The 24,591-nt window shown below is 68.2% G+C and carries 20 protein-coding genes and 1 tRNA gene; 10 read left to right on the forward strand and 11 right to left on the reverse strand.

What is annotated here, in order from left to right:
• Positions 1 to 119: 119 nt before the first annotated feature.
• The gene (locus PT282_RS04770; protein ID WP_277168409.1) at positions 120 to 728 is read right to left on the reverse strand and encodes a CarD family transcriptional regulator; all 609 of its coding nucleotides are present in this window, start codon (positions 726 to 728) and stop codon (positions 120 to 122) included.
• 174 nt (positions 729 to 902) lie between these two features.
• Between PT282_RS04770 and PT282_RS04775 the strand changes: the two genes are divergently transcribed.
• From PT282_RS04775 to PT282_RS04790, 4 genes are all read left to right on the forward strand, one after another.
• Positions 903 to 1,643 carry a response regulator transcription factor gene (locus tag PT282_RS04775; RefSeq protein WP_277168410.1) on the forward strand — a complete coding sequence of 247 codons (741 nt, stop codon included), beginning with the start codon at positions 903 to 905 and terminating at the stop codon, positions 1,641 to 1,643.
• A 96-nt stretch (positions 1,644 to 1,739) separates the two neighbouring features.
• Entirely contained in the window at positions 1,740 to 2,816 is a 1,077-nt protein-coding gene (locus PT282_RS04780) for a sensor histidine kinase (protein WP_374114139.1), read from the forward strand.
• Positions 2,817 to 2,896: 80 nt separating this feature from the next.
• On the forward strand, positions 2,897 to 3,553 hold the full coding sequence (locus PT282_RS04785; RefSeq protein ID WP_277168412.1) for a LexA family transcriptional regulator: 657 nt from the start codon (positions 2,897 to 2,899) through the stop codon (positions 3,551 to 3,553).
• Positions 3,554 to 3,559: 6 nt separating this feature from the next.
• A complete protein-coding gene (locus PT282_RS04790) occupies positions 3,560 to 4,876 on the forward strand; it encodes a Y-family DNA polymerase (RefSeq protein WP_277168413.1) in 1,317 nt (438 codons plus the stop codon).
• A 41-nt stretch (positions 4,877 to 4,917) separates the two neighbouring features.
• Here PT282_RS04790 and PT282_RS04795 read toward each other — a convergent pair whose 3' ends face one another.
• Both PT282_RS04795 and PT282_RS04800 read right to left on the reverse strand, forming a co-directional pair.
• Positions 4,918 to 5,655, reverse strand: coding sequence for a ComF family protein (locus tag PT282_RS04795; RefSeq protein WP_277168414.1), 738 nt, complete (start codon positions 5,653 to 5,655; stop codon positions 4,918 to 4,920).
• Between the two features lie 134 nt (positions 5,656 to 5,789).
• Positions 5,790 to 6,599 carry an HAD-IIB family hydrolase gene (locus PT282_RS04800; protein ID WP_277168415.1) on the reverse strand — a complete coding sequence of 270 codons (810 nt, stop codon included), beginning with the start codon at positions 6,597 to 6,599 and terminating at the stop codon, positions 5,790 to 5,792.
• Between the two features lie 89 nt (positions 6,600 to 6,688).
• Between PT282_RS04800 and PT282_RS04805 the strand changes: the two genes are divergently transcribed.
• Complete coding sequence (locus tag PT282_RS04805; RefSeq protein ID WP_277168416.1) at positions 6,689 to 7,126, forward strand: metallopeptidase family protein; 438 nt, start codon at positions 6,689 to 6,691, stop codon at positions 7,124 to 7,126.
• A 67-nt stretch (positions 7,127 to 7,193) separates the two neighbouring features.
• Here PT282_RS04805 and PT282_RS04810 read toward each other — a convergent pair whose 3' ends face one another.
• Together PT282_RS04810 and PT282_RS04815 are read right to left on the reverse strand one after the other, a co-directional pair.
• Complete coding sequence (locus tag PT282_RS04810) at positions 7,194 to 8,747, reverse strand: DUF5719 family protein (protein WP_277168417.1); 1,554 nt, start codon at positions 8,745 to 8,747, stop codon at positions 7,194 to 7,196.
• Positions 8,744 to 11,878: a glycosyltransferase family 2 protein gene (locus PT282_RS04815; protein WP_277168418.1), complete on the reverse strand. Its 3,135-nt coding sequence runs from the start codon at positions 11,876 to 11,878 to the stop codon at positions 8,744 to 8,746. Before PT282_RS04815 ends, PT282_RS04810 begins: the two co-directional genes overlap by 4 nt.
• Before the next feature lie 241 nt (positions 11,879 to 12,119).
• On the opposite strand from PT282_RS04815, the gene PT282_RS04820 reads away from it, so the two are divergent.
• The 4 genes from PT282_RS04820 to PT282_RS04835 all read left to right on the forward strand — a co-directional run bounded on the left by PT282_RS04820 (position 12,120) and on the right by PT282_RS04835 (position 17,474).
• Positions 12,120 to 13,538 (forward strand): LCP family protein, encoded by a 1,419-nt coding sequence (locus PT282_RS04820; protein WP_277168419.1) that lies wholly within the window; start codon positions 12,120 to 12,122, stop codon positions 13,536 to 13,538.
• Positions 13,539 to 13,599: 61 nt separating this feature from the next.
• On the forward strand, positions 13,600 to 14,973 hold the full coding sequence (locus tag PT282_RS04825; protein ID WP_277168420.1) for an LCP family protein: 1,374 nt from the start codon (positions 13,600 to 13,602) through the stop codon (positions 14,971 to 14,973).
• A gap of 348 nt (positions 14,974 to 15,321) precedes the next feature.
• Positions 15,322 to 17,106 (forward strand): FtsK/SpoIIIE domain-containing protein, encoded by a 1,785-nt coding sequence (locus PT282_RS04830; RefSeq protein WP_277168943.1) that lies wholly within the window; start codon positions 15,322 to 15,324, stop codon positions 17,104 to 17,106.
• An 89-nt stretch (positions 17,107 to 17,195) separates the two neighbouring features.
• On the forward strand, positions 17,196 to 17,474 hold the full coding sequence (locus PT282_RS04835; protein WP_277144447.1) for a WhiB family transcriptional regulator: 279 nt from the start codon (positions 17,196 to 17,198) through the stop codon (positions 17,472 to 17,474).
• A gap of 264 nt (positions 17,475 to 17,738) precedes the next feature.
• On the opposite strand, the gene PT282_RS04840 is transcribed toward PT282_RS04835, so the two are convergent.
• Positions 17,739 to 19,238 carry a sensor histidine kinase gene (locus tag PT282_RS04840; RefSeq protein WP_277168421.1) on the reverse strand — a complete coding sequence of 500 codons (1,500 nt, stop codon included), beginning with the start codon at positions 19,236 to 19,238 and terminating at the stop codon, positions 17,739 to 17,741.
• Between the two features lie 151 nt (positions 19,239 to 19,389).
• Between PT282_RS04840 and PT282_RS04845 the strand changes: the two genes are divergently transcribed.
• Positions 19,390 to 20,268 (forward strand): hemolysin III family protein, encoded by an 879-nt coding sequence (locus PT282_RS04845; RefSeq protein ID WP_277168422.1) that lies wholly within the window; start codon positions 19,390 to 19,392, stop codon positions 20,266 to 20,268.
• Between the two features lie 90 nt (positions 20,269 to 20,358).
• On the opposite strand, the gene PT282_RS04850 is transcribed toward PT282_RS04845, so the two are convergent.
• The 5 genes from PT282_RS04850 to PT282_RS04870 form a co-directional block, all read right to left on the reverse strand.
• Positions 20,359 to 20,841, reverse strand: coding sequence for a transcription elongation factor GreA (locus PT282_RS04850; protein WP_277168423.1), 483 nt, complete (start codon positions 20,839 to 20,841; stop codon positions 20,359 to 20,361).
• A 64-nt stretch (positions 20,842 to 20,905) separates the two neighbouring features.
• The gene (locus PT282_RS04855) at positions 20,906 to 21,313 is read right to left on the reverse strand and encodes an FKBP-type peptidyl-prolyl cis-trans isomerase (RefSeq protein WP_277168424.1); all 408 of its coding nucleotides are present in this window, start codon (positions 21,311 to 21,313) and stop codon (positions 20,906 to 20,908) included.
• Between the two features lie 123 nt (positions 21,314 to 21,436).
• Entirely contained in the window at positions 21,437 to 22,897 is a 1,461-nt protein-coding gene (locus tag PT282_RS04860) for an L-serine ammonia-lyase (protein ID WP_277168425.1), read from the reverse strand.
• A gap of 123 nt (positions 22,898 to 23,020) precedes the next feature.
• On the reverse strand, positions 23,021 to 24,295 hold the full coding sequence (locus PT282_RS04865) for an MFS transporter (RefSeq protein ID WP_277168426.1): 1,275 nt from the start codon (positions 24,293 to 24,295) through the stop codon (positions 23,021 to 23,023).
• A gap of 198 nt (positions 24,296 to 24,493) precedes the next feature.
• A tRNA-Leu gene (locus PT282_RS04870) sits at positions 24,494 to 24,574 on the reverse strand.
• Positions 24,575 to 24,591: the final 17 nt, after the last annotated feature.

Genomic DNA, 24,591 nt, shown 5'->3' on the forward strand with positions numbered 1-24,591 from the left:
GCACGCGCGACCACGTACGCCTTCATCCGCCCGGATACGACGATGCGGCCCCACCCCGATGGAGCGGAACCGCATGCCGTATAAGCTTGACGAAGAGCGCGGGGCCGAGGCCCGGACGGCTACTTCTTCTTTTTCTTCTTGTCGTCCTTGTGTTCGGCGTCGAGGCGAGCCAGCGTCTTGTTGGCGGGCTCGGCGGGGGCCTTGGAATGGTGCTTGGCGTCCTCGGCGCTCGGTTCGGCGTAACCGAGGTTCACGTCGAGCAGGTGCTGCGCCTCCTCCTCCTCGATCTTCTCGGAAAGGGCGATCTCCGAGGTGAGGATGTTGCGCGCGCGGATCAGCATGCGCTTCTCGCCGGCGGACAGGCCGTGCTCGTCGACGTCGCGCTGGGCCAGGTCGCGCACGACCTCGGCGATCTTGTTGACCTCGCCGGTGGCGATCTTCTCGACGTTGAGCTTGTAGCGCCGCGACCAGTTCATCTTCTCGTTGTCGACGATGGGGGTGCGCAGGATCTCGAAGACCTTCGCCACCTCCTTGCCGTCGACGATGTTGCGGATGCCGACCTTCTTGGCGTTCTCCTCCGGCACCTCGATGACGAGGCCGTCGCTGGAGAGCACGGAAAGCTGCAGGTAGTCGCGGGTGACGCCCTTGACGGTATGCTTCGTATATGCCACCACCCTCGCGGCACCGTGACGCGGATAGACGACGACATCGCCGATTTTATATCCCATGAAACCTCCGAGAACGGGCGAACCCAAGCAATTTACTTCCATCAGTCTCCCATGCGCCTCGGACGTTTGCCTTGCGCCCACAGGCCGGCACGCCGCGGTGCGCCCTCGCCGCCTTGGGTGTGCCAGCTCCTATAATTGGTGCTTTGCTGCAAGTTTTCAAGAGGTGGAGGATACATGCTCAACGCTTCGGCACATCAGAAGACGCCACGAACCATCTTGGTGGTCGAGGACGAACCCGACCTGGCGACGGCCATCGCGCAGCGCATCACGGCCAACGGCTGGAGCGCGCGGGTGGCTTCGGATGGGGCCAGTGCGGTGCGTGCCGCCAACCAGCTCAAGCCCGATCTGGTCATCATGGACATCATGCTGCCGGTGATGGACGGCATCGAGGCCACCAAGCGCATCATCGCCGAGCGCCCGGTGCCCGTGCTCATGCTCACCGCCCGCGATTCCGAGGCCGACAAGGTGATGGGGCTTTCGGCCGGCGCCGACGACTACATGACCAAGCCCTTCTCCCCGCGCGAGCTCATCGCCCGCTGCGAGGCCCTGCTGCGCCGCGTCGAGCGTGCCGCGATCATCGCCAAGAACAACGAGAACGAGAAGGTGCTCGATTTCGGCACGCTCGTCATCGACCCGCGCCAGCGCATCGTCACCCAGGACGGCAAGCAGGTGCACCTGACCCCCACCGAGTTCGATCTGCTGGCCACCCTGGCGCGCAAGCCGAAGTCCGTCTTCAAGCGCGAGAAGCTGCTCGAGGAGGTGTGGGACTGGCCAGACGCCTCGGGCACCCGCACCGTCGACTCGCACGTCAAGGCGCTGCGCCACAAGCTGGGCAGCGACATGATCCGCACCGCCCACGGCGTCGGCTACGCCTTCGAGCCGCCGGCCCAGCCGGGCGAGACCGTCCAGGCGTGAGAGATTGATGTTCTTCGGGCGCGGCCCCGGCAAGGTCCGGGAGCCGCGCCCGTCCGTATGCGCCCCGAAGCACAGAGGTCCAGGAAAGGAAGCGTCTTGACCGCACCGACGTCGAAACGTTCGAAGAAACTGCTCAAAAGCGAACGGCCGATAGGGCTGTTCTCCTCGTTGAAGGTGGAGCTGAGCTTCATCATCCTCGTCGCCACCGCCATCGCCTTCGTGATGGCCTGGTTCCTGCTCAAGGTGGGCCTGAGCGGCTGGATCGCCATGCCCCTGACCCTGGTGGTGGCCCTGGGCATCACCTACTTCTTCTCCCGCGGGCTGACCACCCCCCTGCGCCAGATGCGCGACGCCGCCGAGGCCATGGCCGACGGCGACTACACGGTGCGCGTCAAGACCGACGACACCAGCAACGACGAGGTGGGCCAGCTCGCCGAATCCTTCAACGAGATGGCCGGAGAGCTGCAGCACGCCGACCAGATGCGCCGCGACATGGTGGCCAACGTCAGCCACGAGCTGCGCACGCCGGTCTCGGCCCTGCAGGCGATGCTCGAGAACCTCGCCGACGGCGTGGTGGAGCCCACCCCCGCCAACCTGGAGGGCATCCTCAACCAGACCCACCGGCTCTCCGACCTGATCGCCTTCCTGCTCGACCTCTCGCGCATGGAGGCCGGCGCGGCGAGCCTGGACATCGAACGGTTCAACTTCGCCGACTTCATCGACGAGACGCTCAAGCCCCTGGAGATCGCCGACGCGGGCCACGCCCACGACATCGTCGTCCAGGTGCCGAAATCCATCACGCTGGAGGGCGATCAGGACCGGCTGCGCCAGCTGTTCACCAACATCATCGCCAACGCGTTCAAGCATTCGGCCGACAACACCACCGTGCTCATCCAGGCGCGCGAGGACCGGCAGCACGGCACCGTGGTGACCAACGTGGTCAACTTCGGCTCGCAGATCCCCCGCGAGAAGCGCGCCGACATCTTCCGCCGCTTCGTCAAGGGCAAGACGGGACCGGGCACCGAGTCCGGCGGCACCGGGCTCGGGCTGTCGATCGCCCGCTGGGCGGCGCAGCTGCACGGCGGCAACGTCAGGGTCGTCGACGACAGCCGCGGCGCCGACTTCGAGATATCGCTGCCCAAGTACCACGTCGCCGAGTCCGCCCGGGCCTAGGGACCACTGGGATCCACCGGCTTGTCCGAAGCCTCCGCCATACTGGAATCGAACAAATGTTCGAACACAGGAGGCAAGCGATGGGCGTTGTGCGGAGGGCGGCCACGGCCGCGGATGACCGGGTGGATTGCACCGTCACGCGCATCTTCAGGCCGGCGCTGGCGCCGACGCCCGTGCCGGCCGCGCTGGAGTCGGTGCACGCCGGCTTCCCGTCGGTGGCGCAGGACTATTTCGCGGGCGACTTCAGCTTCGACGAGCACGTCATCGCCCACCCCGACACCACCTTCATCATCACCGTGGCCGGCGATTCCATGGAGGGCGCGGGCATCTGGGACGGCGACCTGCTGGTGGTCGACCGCTCCCTCGAACCGCAGGCCGGCGACGTGGTGGTGGCCATCCTCGACGACGAGCTGACCGTCAAACGGCTCATCATGCGCGGTTCGACGCCGGTGCTGCACGCCGAGAACCCCCGCTACCCCGACTTCATGTCGTCCGACGCGGCCGAACTGGTGGTCTGGGGCGTGGTGGTGGGCAACTTCCATCCGCAGAGCCGCCGGCGCCGCTTCGGCGAGCCGATGGCCGGCGTCACCCGTCCGGGCATGCGCTCCCGGCGCGAGAACCGGACCGGCCGCCAGGCCGCGCAGAACCCGGTGGCGTCCTCCCCCACGCACCAACGGGGCGCCACCGTCTACCACTTCCCCGACCAGCGCGGCCAGCGTGCCGCCTCGCGCGGCTAGGGCGCCATGGCGAAACGGTTCATGGTGCTGGCCGACGCCAACAACTTCTTCGCCTCCTGCGAGCGCGTGTTCGATCCGAGCCTGGAAGGCAGGCCCGTGGTCGTGCTCTCCAACAACGACGGCTGCGTGGTGGCCAGGAGCGAGGAGGCGAAACGACTGGGCATCCGGGAGGGCACGCCGTGGTTCTCCATGCGCGAACGAGCCAGACTCGACGGCGTGGTGGCCAGGAGCTCCAACTACGAGCTCTATGCCAGCCTCTCGGCGCGCATGATGTCGCTGATGGCCACGTTCCTGCCCGGCCAGGAGGTCTATTCCATCGACGAGTGCTTCTTCTCCCCCGCCGACGACGAACGGCGGCTGGCCGCCATCTCGCGGCGCATGCGGCGGGCGACGCTCGCCGGCGTGGGCATTCCGGTGAGCGTCGGCATCGCCCCCACCAAGACGCTGGCCAAGGTGACCAACCATTGGGCCAAGCGCCACCCCGAATCCGGAGGCGTGGCGCTGTGGAGCGACATCGAGCGCGAATACGGCGACCGGGCGCTCGCCGAGGTGAGCGTGGGCGACGTCTGGGGCGTGGGCCGCAGGATGACCAAAAAATTGCAGGGTCTGGGCATCGTCACCGCCCTCGACCTGAAACGGCACGACCATGTCGACATCCGCCACCGCTTCTCCATCCTCCTGGAGCGCACGGTGCTCGAACTCAACGGCGTGCCCTGCGTGCCCGACGACGCCAGCGCCAACGACGGCAGGCGCAAAGGCGAGATCCTGTGCTCACGCATGTTCTCCTCGCCCATCACCGACTTCGCGCGCATGAGCCAGGCGCTGAGCGTCTACTCGCAGAAGGCGTGCCGACGGCTGCGCAGGCAGGGCAGCCTGTGCTCGCTGGTCTCGGCGTTCTGCGCGACCAGCCCCTTCGGCCCGCCCGGCAGCTACCAGACGATCCGCGGCGCGCAGATGCTCGGCGACCCGAGCAACGACCCGCTAGCCATCGGCAAGGCCGCCTGCGACGCGCTGCGCGACCGCTACGATCCCCATGCCCGCTACGTCCGGGCCGGGGTGCTGCTGATGGGATTGCGCGACGCGGGGCGTTTCACCACCCTCGCCGGCCTGGAGGCCAACAAGGACGAGCACCATCTGGGCTCGGTGCTCGACGAGGCCGCCAGGAAGTTCGGTCCGGCGCGCGTCGGCATCGGCTATGGCGGCATACGAGGCCTGGGACGCAACGATGACGACACCGGGGCCTCATGGACGATGCGCCGCGGGATGCTCTCGCCCCGCGCGACGACGCGGTGGAGCGAGATGGCCGTCGCCCACGCCGACTGAACGCCGCGGACCGCCCCGGCCACCCATGCGACGCCATGCCCTCATGGCCGGCCGCCCCTAGGGGCTGTGCACGCCAGGGCAAGGCCCGCCACCTGCCCGGCGCCGGCGGCCCGCAGGGCCTTGACGCACTGCCCCATCGTCGAGCCGGTGGTGACGATGTCGTCGACGACGAGCACCAGGGCGGCCCCGTCGTCGACGCGCCGCACGGCCCTCACGTGCCCGTCGATCCTGCGCGAACGGGCGAGGGAACCGTTGGCCTGCACCGATTTGCCCCGTACGCCGTTGAGCCGGAGGATGGGCAACGGCCGAGCGGCGACGCCTTCGTCCGCGAGGATCCGCGCCATCATCCTGACGACGGGCGCCATCTGCCAGCGGCCACGGCGGCGCTTGGAGGCCGGCGAGGAGGGGGCGGGCACCAGCAACACCCCGGGCGCGTCACCATCACGCTCCCGTGCCGGGCTCTCGAGGTCGGCGGTCCGCAGCGCCAGGTCCGCCAGGCAGCGGGCGAACACGCGGTCGCATTCCTCGTCGCCGTGGTCCTTCCACGAGAGGATGGCCCGGCGCGCGGCACCCTCGTAGAAGGCGCAGGCATGGCACCACGCCTGCCGCATCGACGGCAGGGAACGTTCGTGGGCGCCTTCGAAGAGGGCGAGGCAGCGCGGGCAGAGCACCTCGTCGGGCGCGTCGCATCCGGCGCAGCCACGGGGCAGCAGCAGGTCCCTGAATTCCCTCGCCAACGCCAACGGCAGGTCGGCGATGCCCATATCGTCATCGGTCATGGCACCACACGCTAGTGGGGCGAAAGTGCCGAAGCCAGCGGAACCGGCGGTTGTGGACGAATACTCGGCCCCTATCGGGATCTCCGGGAGTGTCGCGCCTCTGCGACCACAAGCGCCAATACGTCCGTCCGCGCTCAGGCGAGCCCGGCGATGAGCCGGTCGCACACCTCGAGGGTCTCGTCGGGCCCGTCGACCCTGATCGGCAAGGTCCCCATCACGGCGGCCGGATAGTCGTTGCCCTCCGGGTCCATGCGGTCGCCGACGAACACCACCTGGCCGACCCCGCAGCCCAGCTCGGCGCACAGATGCCGCACAGCGTGGGCCTTGTCGACCCCGCGCGCGGAGACGTCGACGCTGGTGGAGCCCGCGGAACGCACGACGAGGTCGGGCAACTCGGCCGCCACGGCGAGGGCGAGCCTGTCCTTCTTCTCATTGTTCGGGTCCCAGCGTTCCTTGGCCTCCACCGGTGCCCGCTGGCCCAGAGCGGAGAAAGTGACCTGGCTGCCGCGGTCCTCGATGCGCTCGCCCCATGCCTGTTCGCCCCAGATGCCCTGCCGTCTGGCGTTGCGTTCCAGCGCCGCCTTGGCGCGCTCGCGATCGCCGGCGGGCAGCTCCATGGTGTAGACGCAGCGCCACTGCCCGCCCTCCCAGCGGTAATAGCAGGCGCCGCTGGTGGGCATCGCGTGGATGGCGGAGCGCCTGGTGCGCGGAGCGAGCACGTCGAGCACCTGCGAGCGCACCAGGGAGTAGCTGCCGCCGGTGATGATGGCGACGTCGAGGGAAAGGCTCAACCGTTCCAGACGGGCGGCCATATCGGCGCGCATCGGCTTCTTGGAGCGCGCCAGGGTGTTGTCGAGGTCGAAGGCGACGAGCCGCGCCTGCGAGGCGGCCGCGGCGAGGTCGAGGCCGTGCCAGGCCCCCAGGATCCCCGTCTCGTCAGCCATCGTCACTCCGTTTCCGCCACTGCGCACGCACCGCGGCCGCCCCTGTGGGCGGGCCCTATGATGCCCGTGCCTAGTCTTAAGGTAAAGGTATGTTGCGACCACCTTGGCAAGCCCGCATATACCGCAACCGTCACGGGCGCGGCGTCAGGACGCCCATGTTCGGCCGTCGCCTGCCGCGCTACCGCACCAATGGCGGCATGTTCGACGACCTGGTCGTCTCCCAGCTGCGCAGGCTCTCCCAGGCGTGGCCGAACCTGGTGGGCCCGGTGCAGTTCGCCGTCGAGGACGTGCCGCCCTCCGACCCCGTGCCGTGGCAGGCGCACAGCCGCGTCACTTCGCAATGCTTCCCCGCGGCGCACGGCATTCCCGCGCGCATCGTGCTCTACCGCATGCCGATGCAGATGCACCATCCCGACCGCTACCACCTGCAGTGGGCGATCCGCGACGCGTTGGCCGCGCGGCTGGGCGATCTCTACGGCCGTCGCCCGGAGGAGATCGACCCGGACTGGACGGGCACCGAGCTCTGAACCCCGTCTGCCACAAAAGAGACGGAAACGGGCCACGGGACAGATGTTCCCATGGCCCGCAGTGTTCTCAGCGCACGATGGAGCGGTCGGCCTTGGCCCATACCTCCGTGCTCTGCCGCTCGAGCGAGGAAGGCGAGACGTAGGCCACGCCCACCAGTCCGGCGCCGGAGACGTCCGACTGACTCAGGCGCATGCCCCATTCGATGTGGTCGCCGCCGACGAGGGTGAGCGTCGAGACGTTGCCGCCGATGTCGCCGGGATTCACCCGAACGCCGGCGCGGGCCGGAATGTTGACGATCCTGCTGCCTGCCTCGCGGCCCTGCCCGTCATAGGCGTGGATGGTGGCGTTGGCCGCCTTGTCGGAATCGTTGAGCAGCGTCAGCTCGCCGTCGGTCCTGTCGGGCAGGGCGATGGCCGAGCGAGCCGCGGGCGCGGCGGGCGAGACGAAGGCGAAATCGACATGGCCGCCGTCGCCGGAACGGGTCACGCTGGCCTCGGCGTTGAGCTTCGCGGAACCGGAGACACGCAGGCCCATGGCGCCCTGGGGCGCGGCCGACAGGTCGGCCACCACCACCTTGCCCGCCTCGAGATGCTGGGCGGTGGCCTTCTGGGGCGTGCCCTTGTCGTTGACCCAGGTGACGGTGGCGTCGCCGTCCTGGCTGGCGCGCATCAGCAGCCTCACCTGGTCGCCCTCGTCGATGCCGGGCAGGTAGACGTCGTTGGACTCGCGGCCCACCGGCGCGACGAAATCGGATCCCTTGGCGTCCAGTCCGTCCATGCGCACGCTGCGCACCAGCGCCGCGACGGGCGTCTCGCCGCCGCCGACGGACACGAACAGCCCGTCGGCCCCCGGCACGGCCGAGGAGAGTTCCATCGTCGACTCGCCGTTGGCCCCCACGTTGAGCGTGCTGCCCGTGGAGAGCTGAAGCGGCTGGCCGTGCTTGGTGTCCCAGACCCGCACCTGCAGCGAGGTGGCCTTGGAGGAGGGATTGGCGACGACGAGCTGCTGGGTGGTGCCCGTCTGGGTGCCGTCGAGCAGGAAGTCGTGGCGCAGGGACGGCACCTGGCAGGTGGTGGCGGCCAAGCCCTGCAGGTCGCCGGTGGTGGCCCACGAGGCGATGGAGGCGGTGGCGCCAGTGCCGGACTTCGCTTTCAGCAGGTGGGTGTCGAAGACGCGTGAGCCCTGGTCGAGCGAGCCGGAGAGCGTCTTGACGGAGGAACCGGTCTCGCTGCCGGGCCCCTTGAGCGTGTCGGCGCTGGCCTGGCTGCCGTTGGTCAGCGGGCTGACGGTGGCGCGGTAGACCGATCCGAAGGCGCCGTAGCGAGCCGAGGAGACCATGTCGCCGTCGTTGGCCTGGAACTGGCTGTCGCCGTATGTGCCGGTGTCGGAAAGCGCCATCCTCGACGGGCAGTAATAGGTCAGCTCCGTCTGGTGGACGCGGCGCGCGCCGGCCGAGCCCGTGCCTCCGGCCGGGTCGACGAGCCAGGAGGGCCACGGGGCCAGCAGCACCGCGACGGCCACGAGCAACGCGACGAGCGTCACCGCCGCCAGCAGGGCGCGGTAGACCCCTTTCCGGGACTTGGGCGCGGAGGTATCCCGCCGATCGTCATGCTCGCTCATGCCTGCTCCTTACCATACCTACGGCCTTTGGGCAAGGCCACCAACACGTAGATGACCAGCACCAACGCGAAGCCCCACATCCACACATACCGCCATCCGCTCGTCGCGGCCTGGCGCCAGCCGGCCGAGGCGACGCCATGGCCGTTCTGCCCGGCGACGCCGAGTCGATAATAGGTGCCTGATGCCGCGCTGACCAACGACTGCGCGCCGTCACTGGCGTTGATGTTGCCGGTCAGACGGTGCGAGGCGGCCTTGTCGGAGGGCGTGTCGCCGGCGACGACGTAGATGCCGCCGAAGCCGAGCTTGGTGATCGTCTCAACGGCATGGGTGTCCTCGTTGGCGATCAGGCTCGCGCTGGCGTCGGCGAGGGCGCTCTGCGCGGCGTCGGTGACGCCGGAGACCTCACGCGCCCTCCACGCGGGCGAGGCGTCGGCCAGGTCGCCCCTCCGGGAGCGCATGACGGTGAAGTCGACCTTGTTCTCGCTTTCGGCCTTCAGCGCCAGCACCCGGTGGCTCGGATTGCTGGAAAGGTAGTCGACGGCGACCATGGGCAGTCCCGCCTGCGAGGAGGCGACGGTGTTCGGCCGGCGCAGCGCCCCGTAGGCCGACCAGAGGCAGGTGGCGGCGAGCAGCACGACGACCAGCAGCACGCGGCCGGCACGCACGGCGACGCGGCGGGCCTTGACACCGTTCGAAACGTCATCGGCCTTCTCGGCGTCGGAGGCGGAGGTCCTCAGGGGCCGGTAATGCTTGGCGGCGTTGCCGGCCACCATGCACACGCAGCAGAGCAGGGCGAGCATGGCCAGCGTGACGCCCGGCAGCGCCGAGGCGGCGAAGGTATGGTCGATGCCCGGCGCCACGGCGATGCGCACGTCCGCCAGCGCCAGCGCCAGGCCCGCGACGACCACGCCCCACATCATCCGCGAGGCGCGCAGGATGAGCGGCACGAAGAGCGCCGCCAGCGCGATGACGACCACCGCCAGCAGCACGGCCAGCACGCCGATGATCTCGGGGGTGTAGGCCGAAAGATCGTAGACATTGACCGCCGGCTTGAGCCCGAAGGCCCCGGCCAGCACCTGCAGGAGGTTGGACGATGCGGGCGCGGGCGCCGATGCGGCGGGCACGGAGACATCGGCGAAGACCTGCCGCCACGCGCCGTCGCCCGCATGCCGCACCACGTCCACCAGCGTGGGAGCCAGCGCGAACAGCGAGGGGATGGGGATGAGCAGGAGCATGGTGCGGTGCGAGCGCACGGTGAGGATGAAGAACACGAAGACAAGCGCCAACGGCAGCACCAGCTGCGGTTCGGCGCACACCGCGGCGGCGAAGCATAGGGAGGCGCAGGCCGCCGCCTGCACCGAGGAATGCGGCTTCACCGGCTCTTCGGTGTGGTACATGCCCACGGCCCTGAAGACGAAGGCGAAGGCGGCGGGCAGGAAGACCATCAGCGTCAGCATCGGCATGTCGGCCGCGCCGAACAGTCCCAGCGCCAGGCCCAGCGCCACCCACAGCAGTCCGGAGACCAGACGCACGGAGTCGGAGCGGGTGAAGATGCCCGCCAGGGCCCAGAACGAGAGCGCGGCCGCGGGGGCGGCGAGGAAGAGCATCAGTGACAGGGCCACCGCCGGATGGCCCAGGGTGAGTAGGGAGGCGAGCAGCCAGACCAGCAGCCAGGGTGCCGGAGGCGCAGCCACGCCGGCCCCGACGCCAAAGGCCCATGGGGTGGTGGCGGCCGAGAACAGCTGCCGGAAGCCGGCGGCGCTGGGCAGCAGGGAGACCGAGTACGGGCTCGCCCCGGTCAGCGCCTGGCGCAGCACGCCCCAGTCCATCCACGCCACCACGGCGAAAGCGACCAGGGCCATGAGCGCCGCGCCGGTGAAACGGCGTATGCGGCGCCGGCGCAGATGCGCCTGGGCCAGGGGGCTCAGCAGCACGGTGTCGCGCTGGCTGGCGAAGACCCGGGCGCGCCTCTTGTATTCGCGGATCTGCCCGCGGTCGGCCTCGAGCAACGCCAGCTGGGAGGCGGAGATGCGACGCCCGGAGGCGGCCCGATGGCGCGCGCCGAGCATCCTGGGCATCTGCGCCAACGCCTTCCACGGCATGCACAGCTCACACCACGAGCGGTAGGGATTCTTGGCGAAGAGCTGCCTGCAGGCCAGCCACAGCGCGCGGAAGAGCCCGGCGATCCAGAGCAGCGGCCAGAGCGCGGGGCGCATGTCGGTGAAGTAGTAGCGCTGGCCGGCGTCGAGGCGGGCCATGGTGGAGTCGACGGCGGGTCCGTCCTCGTCGAGCGGCTCCCCCGCCCTGGTGCGCACTCCTTCGAGCCGCGCCTGGCGGTGGGCGATGCGGGCCTTGGAGACCACGACCACGCGGCCGCCCTTCAGGCAGATGCGCCGCGAGAAGTCGGCCGACTCCCCGTAGGAGGTGAACCACGGGTCGGGCTCGCCGATGTCGTGCAGAGTCTGCAGCGGCAGCAACGCCCCGGCCAGCGAGACGGCGAAGACGTCGTTCCTGGCGTCGTACTGCTCCTGGTCCGGCTCGTCGCGCACCACCAGGCTCTCCAGGCGGTGCCGGCCGGCATAGCTGCCCACGTCGTGCAGCCTCTCCCCGCTCCAATCCAGCTGCTTGGCGCCCAGCAGCGAGACAGTGGGCGTGTTGCGCCAGGCCTCGACCAGCCGCTCCAGGCAATGCCCGTCGGCCGGTCGGGAGTCGTCATGCAGCAGCCACAGCGCCTTCACCGAGGCGGGGAGCTTGGCGTAGCGCATGGCCTCGCGCACGGCCCCGTAGAACGACCTGGCACCGGTGGCGCGGGCGAGGCGCACCTCGACGCGCTGGGGAGGATCGGGAAGCGTCACCTCCGACAGACGGCCCGTCCCCTGGCCGCCCTCGACGTTGAAGTCGGTCGCCAGCGGCTGCGTGGTGGCCCCGGTGCAGTCGGCGATGACGATGACGCCGGGAAGGACACGTTGGGCGAGCACTGCACAGAGCGTCTCGGGCAGGAAACGTGAGTCGCCTTCGACGGCGATCACCGCCGCCACGCTGCGGTTGACGCTCTGGCCTTCCTGCGGGGAACGCTGCCCCATGGCCACCGCAACAATCCGCTGTACATCGACGCTCGTGTTGGAACTCATGCCCTCCAGTGTACGCGAGGGCCTCGCTTAGCCGCCCGCGCTCTCAGGAACCTTTACGGTTGATACCCTATTACTGTCTGGTAGCGCGCAACGGATGCGGGGCCAGAGCCGCTCGACGGTGCCAGAATGGCGCCAGGAGCGGGAAAATCCTACCGTTCGGCTTACAATTGTCGGCAGATTGCATCAAAGGCTCCTCAATCGGCCCGCGTCAGAGCGTGCGGCGAAAAGGAAGGCGGAAACCGTGGCATCCCACCGTTTGGACGAGAAGAGCGTTCCCAATATCAATGGCTGGCGCCAGATCAAGCCACGCCATGGCACCATCTATGTGGTGCGCCATAGGCTCCGCCGCGCCATCGCCATGGTGGTGGTCGCCGCCCTCGGTTTCGTAGGCAGCGCCGCGGGGGCCGGAGTGATCTCGCTCATGCTCGCGCCCAAGAACGTCCATGTCATCGCCCAGAAGGGCGTGGTCAAGGAGGATCCGGTCGACCCGAACGCCGGCAAGCCGATCGAGTTCCTGCTGCTCGGCCAGGACACCAGGGACGGCGGCGACAATTCCGCGCTGGGCGGTTCCAACCCCGCCTACGAGGACGACTCCGACGAGCACAACGCCGACACCGCGATGGTCGTGCAGATCAGCGCCGACCGCTCCTATATCAACATCGTCTCCATCCCGCGCGACTCGATGGTCGACGTGCCCAGCTGCAACACCTCCCGTGGCACGATGCCGGCGCGCTACAACGTGATGTTCAACTCCGTGTTCGCCTCCGCCTGGCAGACGGGCGGCGACCTGGCCAGCGCCGCGAGCTGCACGGTCAACGCCGTCAACTCGCTGACCGGCCTCAACCTCCAGCACTTCATCGTCGTCGATTTCCAGGGCCTGAAGAGCATGATCGACGCCATCGGCGGCGTGGACATGTGCATTCCCACCGACATGCGCGACGAATACACCGACCTCGACGTCAAGCGCGGCCTGCAGCACCTCGACGGCAACCAGGCGACGCAGTACGCCCGCATGCGCCACGGCACCGGCACCGACGGCTCCGACATCATGCGCACGACCCGCCAGCAGTACCTCATCAAGGAGCTGATGAACCAGGCCCTCTCGAAGAACATCATGACCCACAGCGGCCAGCTCTACCGTCTGGCCAACTCGGCGCTGGGCTCGCTGAGCATCTCCTCCGGCCTCGCCCACCCGGGCACGCTGGTCGGCCTGGCCGTGAGCCTCAAGCATTTCAAGGTGGACCACCTCTACACCCAGACCATCTCGGTGGTGCCCGCGCCCAGCGACCCCAACCGCGTGGTGTGGAGCGACAGCGCCGACGCCACCTGGCAGAAGCTGCGCGACAACCAGCCGCTGACCGAGGCCGCCGACGCGGGCGCATCATCCTCGCAGTCCGGTTCCGCCCAGGGCGGCACGGCCCAGCAGGGTGGCGGCCAGGATGCCCAGGGCCAGCAGGACTCCGGCAACGGCGGCACGCTCGACGCCAAGACCGGGCTGATCGACATGCCCGACGGCACGCTCGTCGACCCGGTCACCGGCGGCACCGTCGACCCGGACGACGGCTCGATCCGCGACCCGCAGACCGGCCAGTACATCGGAATCGCCTACCAGTATCTGAACGTGACCGTATGTGCGGTTCCTGCGCAGAGTAAGCGGTGACACACCCCACTCGAAGATATGACGAGTAAAAGTAGAACAGTCGTATTTTTGGGGAGGTAGCATGGCCAGGGGAACGGACGGAGACGGAGCACAGGGCAATCCACCGAGTTTCATACCGACCGGCACCCACAGGCACACTCCCGCATCCGCCCAATCCAGGTCCTCGTCGGCGTCGCCGTCGCGGGCGGACAGCGACCAGCCGGCCGCCTACAGGCCCCTGCGCCAACGCCGACGCTCCACCACCGGAAGAACCACCGCACGCAAAAGCGGCATCCCCGCCGCTGCCAGCGCAGCGCCGTCACCGTCGCGGGCGGGCAGCGACCAGCCGGCCGCCTACACGCCCCTGCGCCAACGCCGACGCTCTACCACCGGCTCCTCACGCAACGCCACAAGAACCACCGCACGCAAAAGCGGCACCACGGCCGCGGCCGTCGTCTCGAACACGCCCCGCACCCCGGAGGACGCCAACGGCAAGCCGCGCAAGCACCACCACCGCATACTCATCACCCTGGTCATCCTCGTCCTCGCCATCGCCCTGACGCTCTTCGGATGCTGGAACTGGGTCAACGGCCAGCTCGACAAGGGCGACTGGCTCACCGACAAGTCCGACACGGTGGGCACCTCATGGCTCATCCTCGGCTCCGACGAGCGCGACTCCTCCGGCATCGGCGGCACCGAGTCCGACACCCCCGGCTTCCGCACCGACACCATCCTAGTGCTCACCAAGCCCGTGCACGGCAACTCCTCGCTCGTCTCCATCCCGCGCGACTCGCTGGTCAAGTACGACGGCGACTACATGAAGATCAACGCGGTCTCCGAGCTCTACGGCAAAAGCTCGCTGGTCGGCGCGGTCGAAGACATCACCGGCCAGAAGATCGACCACGTCGCCCAGATCAAGTTCTCGGGGCTCAACAACGTGGTCAACGCGCTCGGCGGCGTGAGGCTGTGCTACGACCACGACGTGGACGACCCTTACTCCGGCATGAAATGGCAGTCCGGCTGCCACACAGTCGACGGCGGCAGCGCCCTGGCGTTCTCCAGGATGCGCTATTCCGACCCGCAGGGCGATTTCGGCCGTGCCGCACGCCAGCGCCAGCTCATCGGCGCGATCATGTCGAAGGCGCTCTCCTCCTCGACTCTGGGCAGCCCGAGCAAGGTCAAGGGCCTGGCGCAGGCCACCCTGAAGGCGGTGCAGGTGGACCGCAGGACCAACCCGGCCACGCTGCTGAGCATGGCCCGGGCCTTCAAGTCCGCCACCGGCAAGCAGGGCATCACCGGCTCCGTCTATTGGACCGACCCGGAATACTACGTCGACGGCGTCGGGTCGGCGGTGTTGCTCGACGACGCGCGCAACCAAGGGCTGTTCGACGACCTGGCGCACGGCGTGCACAAGCCGGGAACGGTGGGCACCGCCGCCGAGAACGTCACGCAATAGGAGTTCGCCTCTGTGCCTTCCTTTCCGTCCCTAGAGGCTTTCGGAACCAAGGGATATCCGGTATCCACGATGCTCATCTGACACCTGAGACGCATGGGCGGATCAGCCGTTGAGCCGGTCGGCGACACGGTTATCCACATCGGCCAACCGTTCGACCACAGTGCCCCGCATCGCTTGTCAACGCCGCTCGCTCCCGCCCACAATGGGGCCATGGCAATGAAACGACACCGCAGGGCCAGCCGCGCCAAGGGCACCGACGCGAAGGATACCTACGCCAAAGACCGGAAAGACAGGAAACCTCGGCACGGCTGGCACCCGAGCGCGGCCGCGACGGCGCGGATACGGGCGATGGCCTATGCCTCGCCGTTCGTCTCGCAGGCCGTGATGCTCGCGGTCATGATCGTCGCGCGCCAATGGCTCTTCGTCGCCATCCTGGTGCCCAACCTGCTGGCGACCTTCGCCTCGTTCCTGCTCTTCACGCTCGCCGGCTCCGACAGCCAACCAGCCGGCGAGACCGGAGCCGATGCGACCGGGACAGCGACCGCCATCGACGACGGAGAATCCGACGATTTCTCCTCCCTGCCCGCCGCGAGCTTCGAATCATTGCAGGGCCCAGACGGCGGCACAGCGATGCCGTGGCGCCGGATCGTGTGCCGCTGGCTCGCCCCGCCCACCCTCGAATCGCAGATCGGCATGGGCCGCGACGGCGTCTTCACTATCGACCTGCGCCGCCAGGGGCCGCACGCCCTGGTGGCGGGCACCACCGGATCGGGCAAGTCGGTGTTCCTGCAGAGCTGGTGCATGGCCATGGCGCTGGCCAACCCGCCCAGCCGCCTCAACTTCGTGTTCATGGACTTCAAGGGCGGTTCCGCCTTCAGCGGACTCGCCGCGCTGCCCCACACCGTCGGCAACGTCTGCGACCTCAACCTCCGGCACGCGGTCCGGGCACTGCTTGCGTTGGAGGCCGAGCTCAAACGGCGGGAGCGGCTGGTCGCCGAGGCGTCCGCCGCCGACGTCTCCGGGCTCGACCGGCCTCCCCCGCTGCTGGTCATCGTCATCGACGAGTTCCACGCGCTGAAGGACCAGCTGCCCGATTACATGGACCGGCTCATGTCCATCGCCTCCCTGGGCCGCTCGCTGGGCATGCACCTGATCGCCTGCACGCAGAACCCGCTGGGACAGGTCACCGACGGGATGAAGGCGAACATGAGCCTCGATATCTGCCTACGGGTGCGCGACGGCATGCAGTCCCACGAGCTGCTCGGCGGCCCGCAGGCCTCGCGCATCAGCCCGAAGGCGCCCGGCTGCGCCTACCGCAACGACGGCGAGGACGTCGAGCCGTTCCGCTGCGCGCCCATCGCCGACATCGACGCGCTGGTGGCCCAGGTGCGGCTGGCCGCGAGGTTCATGGGCGAGGCCGACGCCGCCACGCTCTTCACCCCTCCCCTGCCCGCCTTGGCCGCGGCAGGCAGAGGCGACGAAGGCGACTGCGGCAGCAGACAGTCCGACCCGGAGCGCGTGCCCTTCGGCATCGCCGACGACGGGTTCACGCTCTCGCCGGCGCTCCTGCCCCTGGACCGCGGCAACATCGCCGTCATCGGCGGGCCGGGCAAGGGCAAGAGCACGCTGCTCGACCAGCTGGCCGGCCGGCTGCGCGGCGCTCCCGGCCTCATGCTGCAGCGCACCGTCAGGGAGCCCGCCGGATTCAGAACCTGGACACTCCACACCCGTTCGCCCTCCCGGCCGGCGGCGGGCCCCACGGCGCCACCAGCATTCCCCAAGAAGATCTGGCTGGTCGACGACGCCGACGATCTCATGGACCCGCTGGCCGTCGACAACGACGCGCAGGCCCTGCGCCGGGCGATCGCGGACGCCAACTGCGTGGTGGTCTTCGCCGTGGAGAACACCCGGCATGTGCGTGTGCCCGAGCAGAGCCTGGTCCGCCTCGTCTTTCCCACCGGCGAGCGCCCGGTCGACCTGATGGACGGCGTGCCCTCGTCGCTGCTCTCGACGCTCGGCCATGACGATTTTGGCACCCCGGGCAGGGCCGTCCTTCTCGAGGCCGCCGAGGCTCGTCTGGTCCAGTGCTTCGCGCCCCAGGAACGCCACAATCGGGGCCCGGAACGCAAATAAGTTCATATTTCGCCATAAAACCCTTGAAAAACGAATGGTTTCGTGCTTATCTAATAAGGGAATATGCATTCAAGGAAGGTATTCGATTTATGAGCAATGCGTTTGATTGGCGCGCGAAAGCCGCCTGCCGCGACAAGGATCCGGAGCTCTTCTTCCCGGTCGGCAACACCGGGGCCGCCTACCAGCAGATCGAGGAGGCCAAGGCCATCTGCCGCACCTGCAAGGTCATCGACGCCTGCCTGAAGTGCGCGCTCGACACCAACCAGGATTACGGTGTCTGGGGCGGACTGAGCGAGGACGAGCGACGCGCCCTGAAGCGCCGCGCCATGCGTGCCCGCCGTTCGCAGAACATGCAGATGCAGGTCTGAGCCCCGCCTTTCGTATCGTTCGCCCGCGTCCCTGTGGCTATATGGGATGAGGGCGAACGCATGATCTGCTCCGCCGCATGTGCCGACATGAACGGTTCGCAGGCGACAGGCCACGAAATATGAGTGATGCCCGGTGATTCGATCGATTGTCGAATCACCGGGCATCGCCGTATCTGCGGCCATGTTCCGCCCCTACGCCAGTCCTATAAACCTCTTGGCCTAAAGCGGAACCGGGACGGGCCGAACCGGAACGGACGTCACGGCTCAGTACTCGTCGCCGCCGTCCTGCGCGGCGCGCAGCTTCATGTCGAGCACCACGCGCGTGCCGCCGCCGTGGCGATCCTCCCAGCGCACCGTGCCGCCGAAATCGTTGGTGACGAAGGTGTTGATGATCTGGGTGCCCAGCCCGGAGCCCGAGGAACGGGCCATGCCGTTGTTCTCCTCGGTGGCCAGCCCGGAGCCGTCGTCCTCGACCACGACGTTGAGGTTGTTGCCGCTGCGCCCCACGGAGATGGTGATGTTGCCCTCCATGCGCCCCTCGAAGCCGTGCTCGACGGCGTTGGTGATCAGCTCGGTGAGCACCAGCGAGAGCGGGGTGGCGTCCTGCGCCGGCATCATGCCGAACTTGCCCACGTAGCGGATGGCGATGTGCTGGTCCTTCATGGTCGCCAGGTCCACGCTCATCTTCAGCAGGTTGGAGATCACGGCGTCGTAGTCCACGATCTCGTCGACGGTCTGGCTCAGCCCCTCGTGCACGGTGGCGATGGTCTGCACGCGCCGCTGCGCCTCCTTGAGCTCCTGCTTGACCTCGTCGGACTTGGTCTTGCGCGCCTGCAGGCGCAGCAGGGCCGAGACGGTCTGCAGGTTGTTCTTCACGCGGTGGTGGATCTCGGAGATGGTGGCGTCCTTGGTCTGCAGCTCCTGCTCGCGGCGGCGCAGCTCGGTGACGTCGCGGCACAGCACGATGGCGCCGGAGCGCTTGCCGCCCTCGTAGAGCGGCAGCGAGCGCATCGAGACCACGGAGTTGCTGGCGGAGAGCTCGCAGTCCACGGCCGCCTTGCCGCTGAGCACCAGCGGCAGGCTTTCGGGCACCGGGTCGCCGTCGCGCAGCAGCCTGGTGCCGACCTCGCTGAGGTAATGGCCCTCCATCTGGTCGAGCGTGCCCAGCCTGCGGAAGCAGCTGATGGCGTTCGGGGCCGCGTAACGCACGATGCCGTCGGCGTTGAGGATGATGAATCCGTCGGAGACGCGGGCGTTGTGCCGCTGGCTCATCATCGCGTCGTGGTAGGGGAACCGGCCCTGGGTGATCATGGAATAGAGCTGCTTGCCGGCGTTGATGCTCTCGGACTCGTAGCGGCCGTTGGACTCGCGGGTCGACATGTCGGTCTCTCGCACCACCATGCCCAGCACCTTGTTGCCGCAGTGCACCGGCGCGTAGACGTTGCAGACGGTGGCCGAGTCCACCTTGCGCAGCGTGGTGGAGTGCAGCACCCCGTTGGATTCCATCGCCGTTTTGATCTCGGGCAGCACGTCGGCGGGCACCTCCTTGCCCACCGCGTCGTCGCTGCGCAGGGTCATCACGGTGGAGGGCCTGCACTGCTCGGCGATCACGTAGCGGCCGTCGTCGCGCCTGATGACCAGCAGCAGGTCGGCGAAGCTCAGGTCCGCCACCACCTGCCAGTCGGAGACCAGCAGGTGCAGCCATTCGCGGTCGCCGGCGTCGAAATCGGATTGGGTCGCAAGGATCTCATCAAAATCTGCCATGCCCTCCATCATAGACCGGTTGGCCGAACCGGCTGGTGGGCGGAGGGTGAACGGCCGATGGATTTTGTCACAAACCGAGGTTACGATGGCGTAGGTTACGTTCTCGTAGCCGATGTTCCCTCAGCTGTTCCGCCCGATGCTTGGAGGTCCGATGCCAGACGAAGACGAGACCCGCCGCGCTCGCGAGGCCGTGACGTTGGCCCGCAAGCGGGCGCTCGACGCCAAGGCCACCAAGATCCGCGCCTCCGCCCACGACCGTGCCGATGCCATCCGACGCCGTGCCGAATGGCGGGCCTCGACCATCATCGCCAAGGGCGAGGTGCATGCGGCCAAGGTGGAGGGCATCGTCCCCGCCGAGATCGAACGCAAGACCCGCCTCGACGTGCACGGCCGGCCCAAGCCGCTGCTGCGCGGCTGGATCCACGCCGTTGCCGCTCCCCTGTCGCTGGCCGCCGGCATCGTGCTCATCTGCCTGGCGCACGGGGCGGCGCTGAAATGGGCGTGCGCCGTGTTCATGACCTGCTCGCTGGTGCTCTTCACCAATTCCGCCACCTACCATCTGGGCGACTGGTCGCCGCGCGTCACCGACATCCTGCGCCGCGTCGACCACATGAACATCTTCCTGCTGATCGCCGGCACCTACACCCCGGTCTCCTTCGCCCTCGGGCACCAGTGGCGCGACACCATCATCGCGAGCATGTGGGTGTGCACGCTGGCGGCGCTGGTCATCCACGTCATCTGGATCAACGCCCCGCGCTGGCTCTACACCTTCGTCTACATCGTCTTCGGCGTCTCCGGCGTGGCCTTCATGGGCCTCTTCTGGACCTCGCCCGCCGCGGGTCCGGTGGTCGTGGCCCTGCTGGTGGCCGGCGGCGTGTGCTATATCGCCGGCGCCATCGTCTACGCCAGGCGCCGCCCGGACCCCTGGCCCCGCGTCTTCGGCTTCCACGAGATCTTCCACCTGGGCACCGTCGCCGGCTACGCCTGCCACATAGTCGCCATCTACATGGTCATCGTCGCCCTGCGCTAGCCCTCCCCGGGCATGCGAAAGGCGGCGCAACGCCCTTTGATGGGAAGCGTTGCGCCGCCTTGCCGATATCGAACAAGCGATATGCGCCCGTTACTTCAGGGGCTTGGCGTCCTTGATGGTCACGGAGATGTCGCGGCCGTTGGGGGCCTGGTAGCTGACGGTGTCGCCGCTCTTGGCGCCCATGATCGCCGCGCCGATGGGCGATTCCGGGCTGATGACGTCGTAGTCGGTGGCCACGGCGATGTCGCGCGAGCCAAGCACGTAGACCATCTCGCGGCCAGCCAGCTCCACGGTGACCAGCGAGCCGTTGCCCACGGTGCCGGCCGGCGGGGCCGTGAGGATCTTGGTGTTGCGCAGCTTGACGATCAGCTCGTTGATGCGTCCCTCGTTCTTGCCTTGCTCCTCGCGGGCGGCCTGGTAGCCGCCGTTCTCGCTCAGGTCGCCCTCGGCGCGCGCGGTGGCTATGCGCTGGGTGATCTCGTCACGATAGTCGCCCTGGCGGTACGCCAGTTCCTTCTGGAGCTTCTCGAACGCCTCCTGCGTGAGCAGTACGGTCTTTTCTTCCTCTGCCATGAATAACCCCTTAGCTTCGTTGATGTGTGGGTGATGGGTGGATTCGCCTCGGCGCGGGCGCGGCTCAGCGCTTTGCGACGATGTCGATGACGAAGACGAGCGTGTCGTCGCCGCCGATGCCGGCCTGGGGCATGCCACGGCGCCCGTAGCCGTATTCCGGCGGGATGGAGACCACGAGCCTGGAGCCGACGTTGTGGCCCGGCACCGTGCGGTCCCAGCCCTGGATGACCTGGCCGACGCCGATGCCGAAGCTGGCCGGCTGGCCGCGGTCGAAGCTCGAGTCGAAGGGCGTGTCCTTGCCCCAGACCACGCCGTGGTAGTTGACGCTGATCGTGTCGCCGGCGCGCACCATGGGCCCGTCGCCCTCCACCAGTTCGACGGACTTGAGTCCCGCGGGCGCCGGGCCGGCGGGGAAATCGATCTTGGGGCTGGCGCCGAACTCGGCGTTCACTTCGGGCATGTTCGCAGCCATCTCAGGCCTCCTTGTTAGATTCGCAATGTCATTCAGGTTAGCACCACCGCGGACGCGTCGGCGTCCGGAGCGGCAAAACGTGCGCAAAAACGTGACACCGGCGGGCGTGCGCGGCGGAGCCTCTCAGCACTCCACGACGTTGACGGCGAGGCCTCCCTTGGAGGTCTCCTTGTATTCGCTCATCATGTCGGCGCCGGTGTCCTTCATCGTCTTGATGGCCTGGTCGAGGCTGACCATGTGCGAGCCGTCGCCCAGCAGCGAGACGCGCACGGCGTTGACGGCGGTGTTGGCGGCCATGGCGTTGCGCTCGATGCAGGGGATCTGCACCAGGCCGCCCACCGGGTCGCAGGTCAGCCCCAGATGGTGCTCGATGCCGATCTCGGCGGCGTTCTCGACCTGCGCCGGGGTGCCGCCCATCACCTCGCACAGCCCGGCGGCGGCCATGGAGCAGGCGGATCCCACCTCGCCCTGGCAGCCGACCTCCGCTCCGGAGATCGAGGCGTTGCGCTTGAAGAGGTAGCCGACCGCGCCGGCGGCCAGCAGGAAGCGGATCACGCCGTCCTCGTCGGCCGATCCGGCGAAATGCCAGTAGTATTCCAGCACCGCGGGGATGATGCCCGCCGAGCCGTTGGTGGGCGCGGTGACGATGCGCCCTCCCCCGGCGTTCTCCTCGTTGACGGCCATGGCGAACAGGTCGACCCAGGTGCATTCGGAGGATTCCATCGCCACGTCGGGCCGGCGCACGTCGCGGTTGAGGATGTCGGCGTTGCCGGCGAGCCGCCGGTAGATCTTGGGGGCGCGCCGCGGCACGTCCAGTCCGCCGGGCAGCGTCTTCTGGGTGCTGGTGCATCCCGCGTAGATGCAGTCGCTCATGCTGTGCCAGACGCGCAGCAGGTCGGCGCGCACGTCCTCGGCCGGACGCACCGCGGTCTCGTTGGCCCATACGATCTGCGAGATGCTTTTGCCCTCGCGCTGGCACAGGGCGACCAGCTCGTCGCCGGAATGGAAGTGGTAGGGCGCCTCGGGGGCGAAGTCATCGTCGTCGTCCACGTCCTCGTCGGCGAACGTGGAGCCCTCCGGGGCCTTGTCGTGGATGCCGATGAGCAGGTCGTCGGCGTGGCCCTGGCGCACGAAGCCGCCGCCGATGGAGTACCAGACCTGTTCGTCGAGCTTGCCTCCCTCGGCGTCATAGGCCTCGAAGCGCAGCCCGTTGGGATGGGGCGCCAGGCGCTTCCACTGCTCGAAGACGACGTCGCGGCCGTAGTCGAAGGCGATCGCGTGGCTGCCGCCGAGCCGCAGCGTGCCGCTGTTCTCGCATTCGTCCTTGATGTTGAGCAGATGCTCGGTGTCGACCGTGGCGGGCACGTTGCCCTCCAGGCCGGCCACCACGGCGCGGTCGGTGCCGTGGCCGAGGCCCGTGAGCGACAGCGAGCCGTAGAGCGTCGCCCGCACACGGGCGGTGCGTTCAAGCCGCTGCGTGCGCCGCAGCGAGGTGACGAAACGCGACGCGGCGACCATCGGGCCGACGGTGTGCGAGGAGCTGGGCCCCACGCCGATCTTGAACATATCGAGAATACTGAACATTCTGCCCATTCTAGTCATCGCCCGACCCGTGGCAACGCCCACGGCACAACGCGGGGCGACTGCTGCCTCACATATCGGGCGCACGGATGCGCCATCGTGCGCAGGCCACGCCCGCGCCGGCGGCTAGGCCTTCTTCCTGGCGTCGGTCTTCACCAGCAGCACCACCAGCGCGCAGGCCACGCCCGCGCCGGCCAGGAAGAGGAACGCGTTGGTGAACGAGCCGCCCGAGGCCTTGATCAGCTGCCCGATGAGCATCGGGGCGATGAAGCCGCCGAGGGTGCCGCCGGTGTTGACCACGCCGATGGAGGAGCCGATGATCTCGGCGTCCATGATCTTGTGCGGCCAGGTGAAGATGCCGGTGAACGCCAGGGTGCACACGATGCTGATGATGATGAGCAGGACCAGGGAGAGCACCAGGTTGCGCGACATCACGAAGGCGACGATCAGCGCCGCCACGATGAGGCAGGACCCGGCGACCGCGGCCTTCTCGCGGCCGAGGAAGAGCTTGGAGAGCAGCGACCCGGAGAAGATGGTGGCGGCCGTGGAGAACACGGCGTTGATGGCGAGCAGCAGGCTGGCCTGGTTGATCGTCAGGGAGAAGGTCTTGGTGATGTAGGACGGAAGCCATGACATGTTGCCGTAGAGCACCAGGTTCAGCAGCAGCATGGCCAGGAAGAGGACCAGCACGTTGCGGTTGGTGATGACGTCCTTGAAGCCGACCTTGGGGGCGTCGGCCCTGGCGGCCGCCTCGTCGCCGGCCCGCGCCTCGGACTTGGCCTTGGCCGCCCGGGCCGCCTCACCCTTGTGGGAGGGCACGAAGATGGCGATGAGCATGAAGGCGAGCAGGTAGAGCGCGCCGAGCACGTCGTAGGCGATCCTCCAGTTGGCCGTGACCAGCTGCGCGCCGAGCGTGTAGGCCAGGATGCCGCCGATGCCGGAGGTCGACAGGATCAGCGACTGGACGAAGGTGCGCCGCTCGCGCGGGAAGTTCTCGGCGACGGCCTTGGTGCAGCTGGGCGGATAGCCGCCGTGGCCCATGCCCGCGAAGAAGCGCATGACCATGAAGAGCACCAGTCCGCTCATCGCCCCGAAGAGGAAGGCGAAGGCCGCGATGACGAGCACGGAGACCATGAGCACGCGCTTGGCGCCGAACCTGTCGGCCAGCCAGCCGCCGGGGATCTGCATGAGCGAGTAGCCCAGGAAGAACGCCGACATGATCAGGCCCGTCTGCCCCGCGTCAAGGTGGAAACGCGAGGAGATGGGGATGATGGCCGTCGAGATCATGCTCTTGTCCATGTAGACCACCGAGTAACCGGCCATGAGCGCGACGATGAGCATCGCGCCTCCCCGTCTCCCGGCCGTCATGCCGCCTTCTCCTGCCGTTGCCACCTTTGCCATATCGGTCCACCTTTGTCGGAATTTGATAGGTTGCGGGCCAGTATAAGGCGGCCTGCGCGCCGGCGGTCATGCGTTGACCAGTTAGTGAGATGGAGAATTAAGCGGCACAGCGGAAACAAGGAAATCGGCGTGGCGGAAAGAGAAATGATGCCACATGCGCAATACCAATAACGTACCGTTGCCTCGACGATCAAGCGGTACTCCCGGTGGGACTCGAACCCACAAGCCAATGGCGGCTGATTTTAAGTCAGCTGCGTCTACCAATTCCGCCACGGGAGCACATCGGCACCAGGCCG

The sequence above is a fragment of the Bifidobacterium sp. ESL0763 genome (genome assembly GCF_029433395.1).
Taxonomy (GTDB): domain Bacteria; phylum Actinomycetota; class Actinomycetes; order Actinomycetales; family Bifidobacteriaceae; genus Bifidobacterium.

Coding starts and splice junctions, on each gene's coding strand:
- PT282_RS04795 (WP_277168414.1), bottom strand. CDS start 5,655: ATGACCGATGACGATATGGGCATCGCCGACCTGCCGTTGGCGTTGGCG.
- PT282_RS04825 (WP_277168420.1), top strand. CDS start 13,600: ATGGCCAGGGGAACGGACGGAGACGGAGCACAGGGCAATCCACCGAGT.
- PT282_RS04770 (WP_277168409.1), bottom strand. CDS start 728: ATGGGATATAAAATCGGCGATGTCGTCGTCTATCCGCGTCACGGTGCC.
- PT282_RS04845 (WP_277168422.1), top strand. CDS start 19,390: ATGCCAGACGAAGACGAGACCCGCCGCGCTCGCGAGGCCGTGACGTTG.
- PT282_RS04835 (WP_277144447.1), top strand. CDS start 17,196: ATGAGCAATGCGTTTGATTGGCGCGCGAAAGCCGCCTGCCGCGACAAG.
- PT282_RS04810 (WP_277168417.1), bottom strand. CDS start 8,747: ATGAGCGAGCATGACGATCGGCGGGATACCTCCGCGCCCAAGTCCCGG.
- PT282_RS04775 (WP_277168410.1), top strand. CDS start 903: ATGCTCAACGCTTCGGCACATCAGAAGACGCCACGAACCATCTTGGTG.
- PT282_RS04785 (WP_277168412.1), top strand. CDS start 2,897: ATGGGCGTTGTGCGGAGGGCGGCCACGGCCGCGGATGACCGGGTGGAT.
- PT282_RS04815 (WP_277168418.1), bottom strand. CDS start 11,878: ATGAGTTCCAACACGAGCGTCGATGTACAGCGGATTGTTGCGGTGGCC.
- PT282_RS04805 (WP_277168416.1), top strand. CDS start 6,689: ATGTTGCGACCACCTTGGCAAGCCCGCATATACCGCAACCGTCACGGG.
- PT282_RS04800 (WP_277168415.1), bottom strand. CDS start 6,599: ATGGCTGACGAGACGGGGATCCTGGGGGCCTGGCACGGCCTCGACCTC.
- PT282_RS04830 (WP_277168943.1), top strand. CDS start 15,322: ATGGCCTATGCCTCGCCGTTCGTCTCGCAGGCCGTGATGCTCGCGGTC.
- PT282_RS04865 (WP_277168426.1), bottom strand. CDS start 24,295: ATGGCAAAGGTGGCAACGGCAGGAGAAGGCGGCATGACGGCCGGGAGA.
- PT282_RS04860 (WP_277168425.1), bottom strand. CDS start 22,897: ATGTTCAGTATTCTCGATATGTTCAAGATCGGCGTGGGGCCCAGCTCC.
- PT282_RS04850 (WP_277168423.1), bottom strand. CDS start 20,841: ATGGCAGAGGAAGAAAAGACCGTACTGCTCACGCAGGAGGCGTTCGAG.
- PT282_RS04840 (WP_277168421.1), bottom strand. CDS start 19,238: ATGGCAGATTTTGATGAGATCCTTGCGACCCAATCCGATTTCGACGCC.
- PT282_RS04855 (WP_277168424.1), bottom strand. CDS start 21,313: ATGGCTGCGAACATGCCCGAAGTGAACGCCGAGTTCGGCGCCAGCCCC.
- PT282_RS04790 (WP_277168413.1), top strand. CDS start 3,560: ATGGCGAAACGGTTCATGGTGCTGGCCGACGCCAACAACTTCTTCGCC.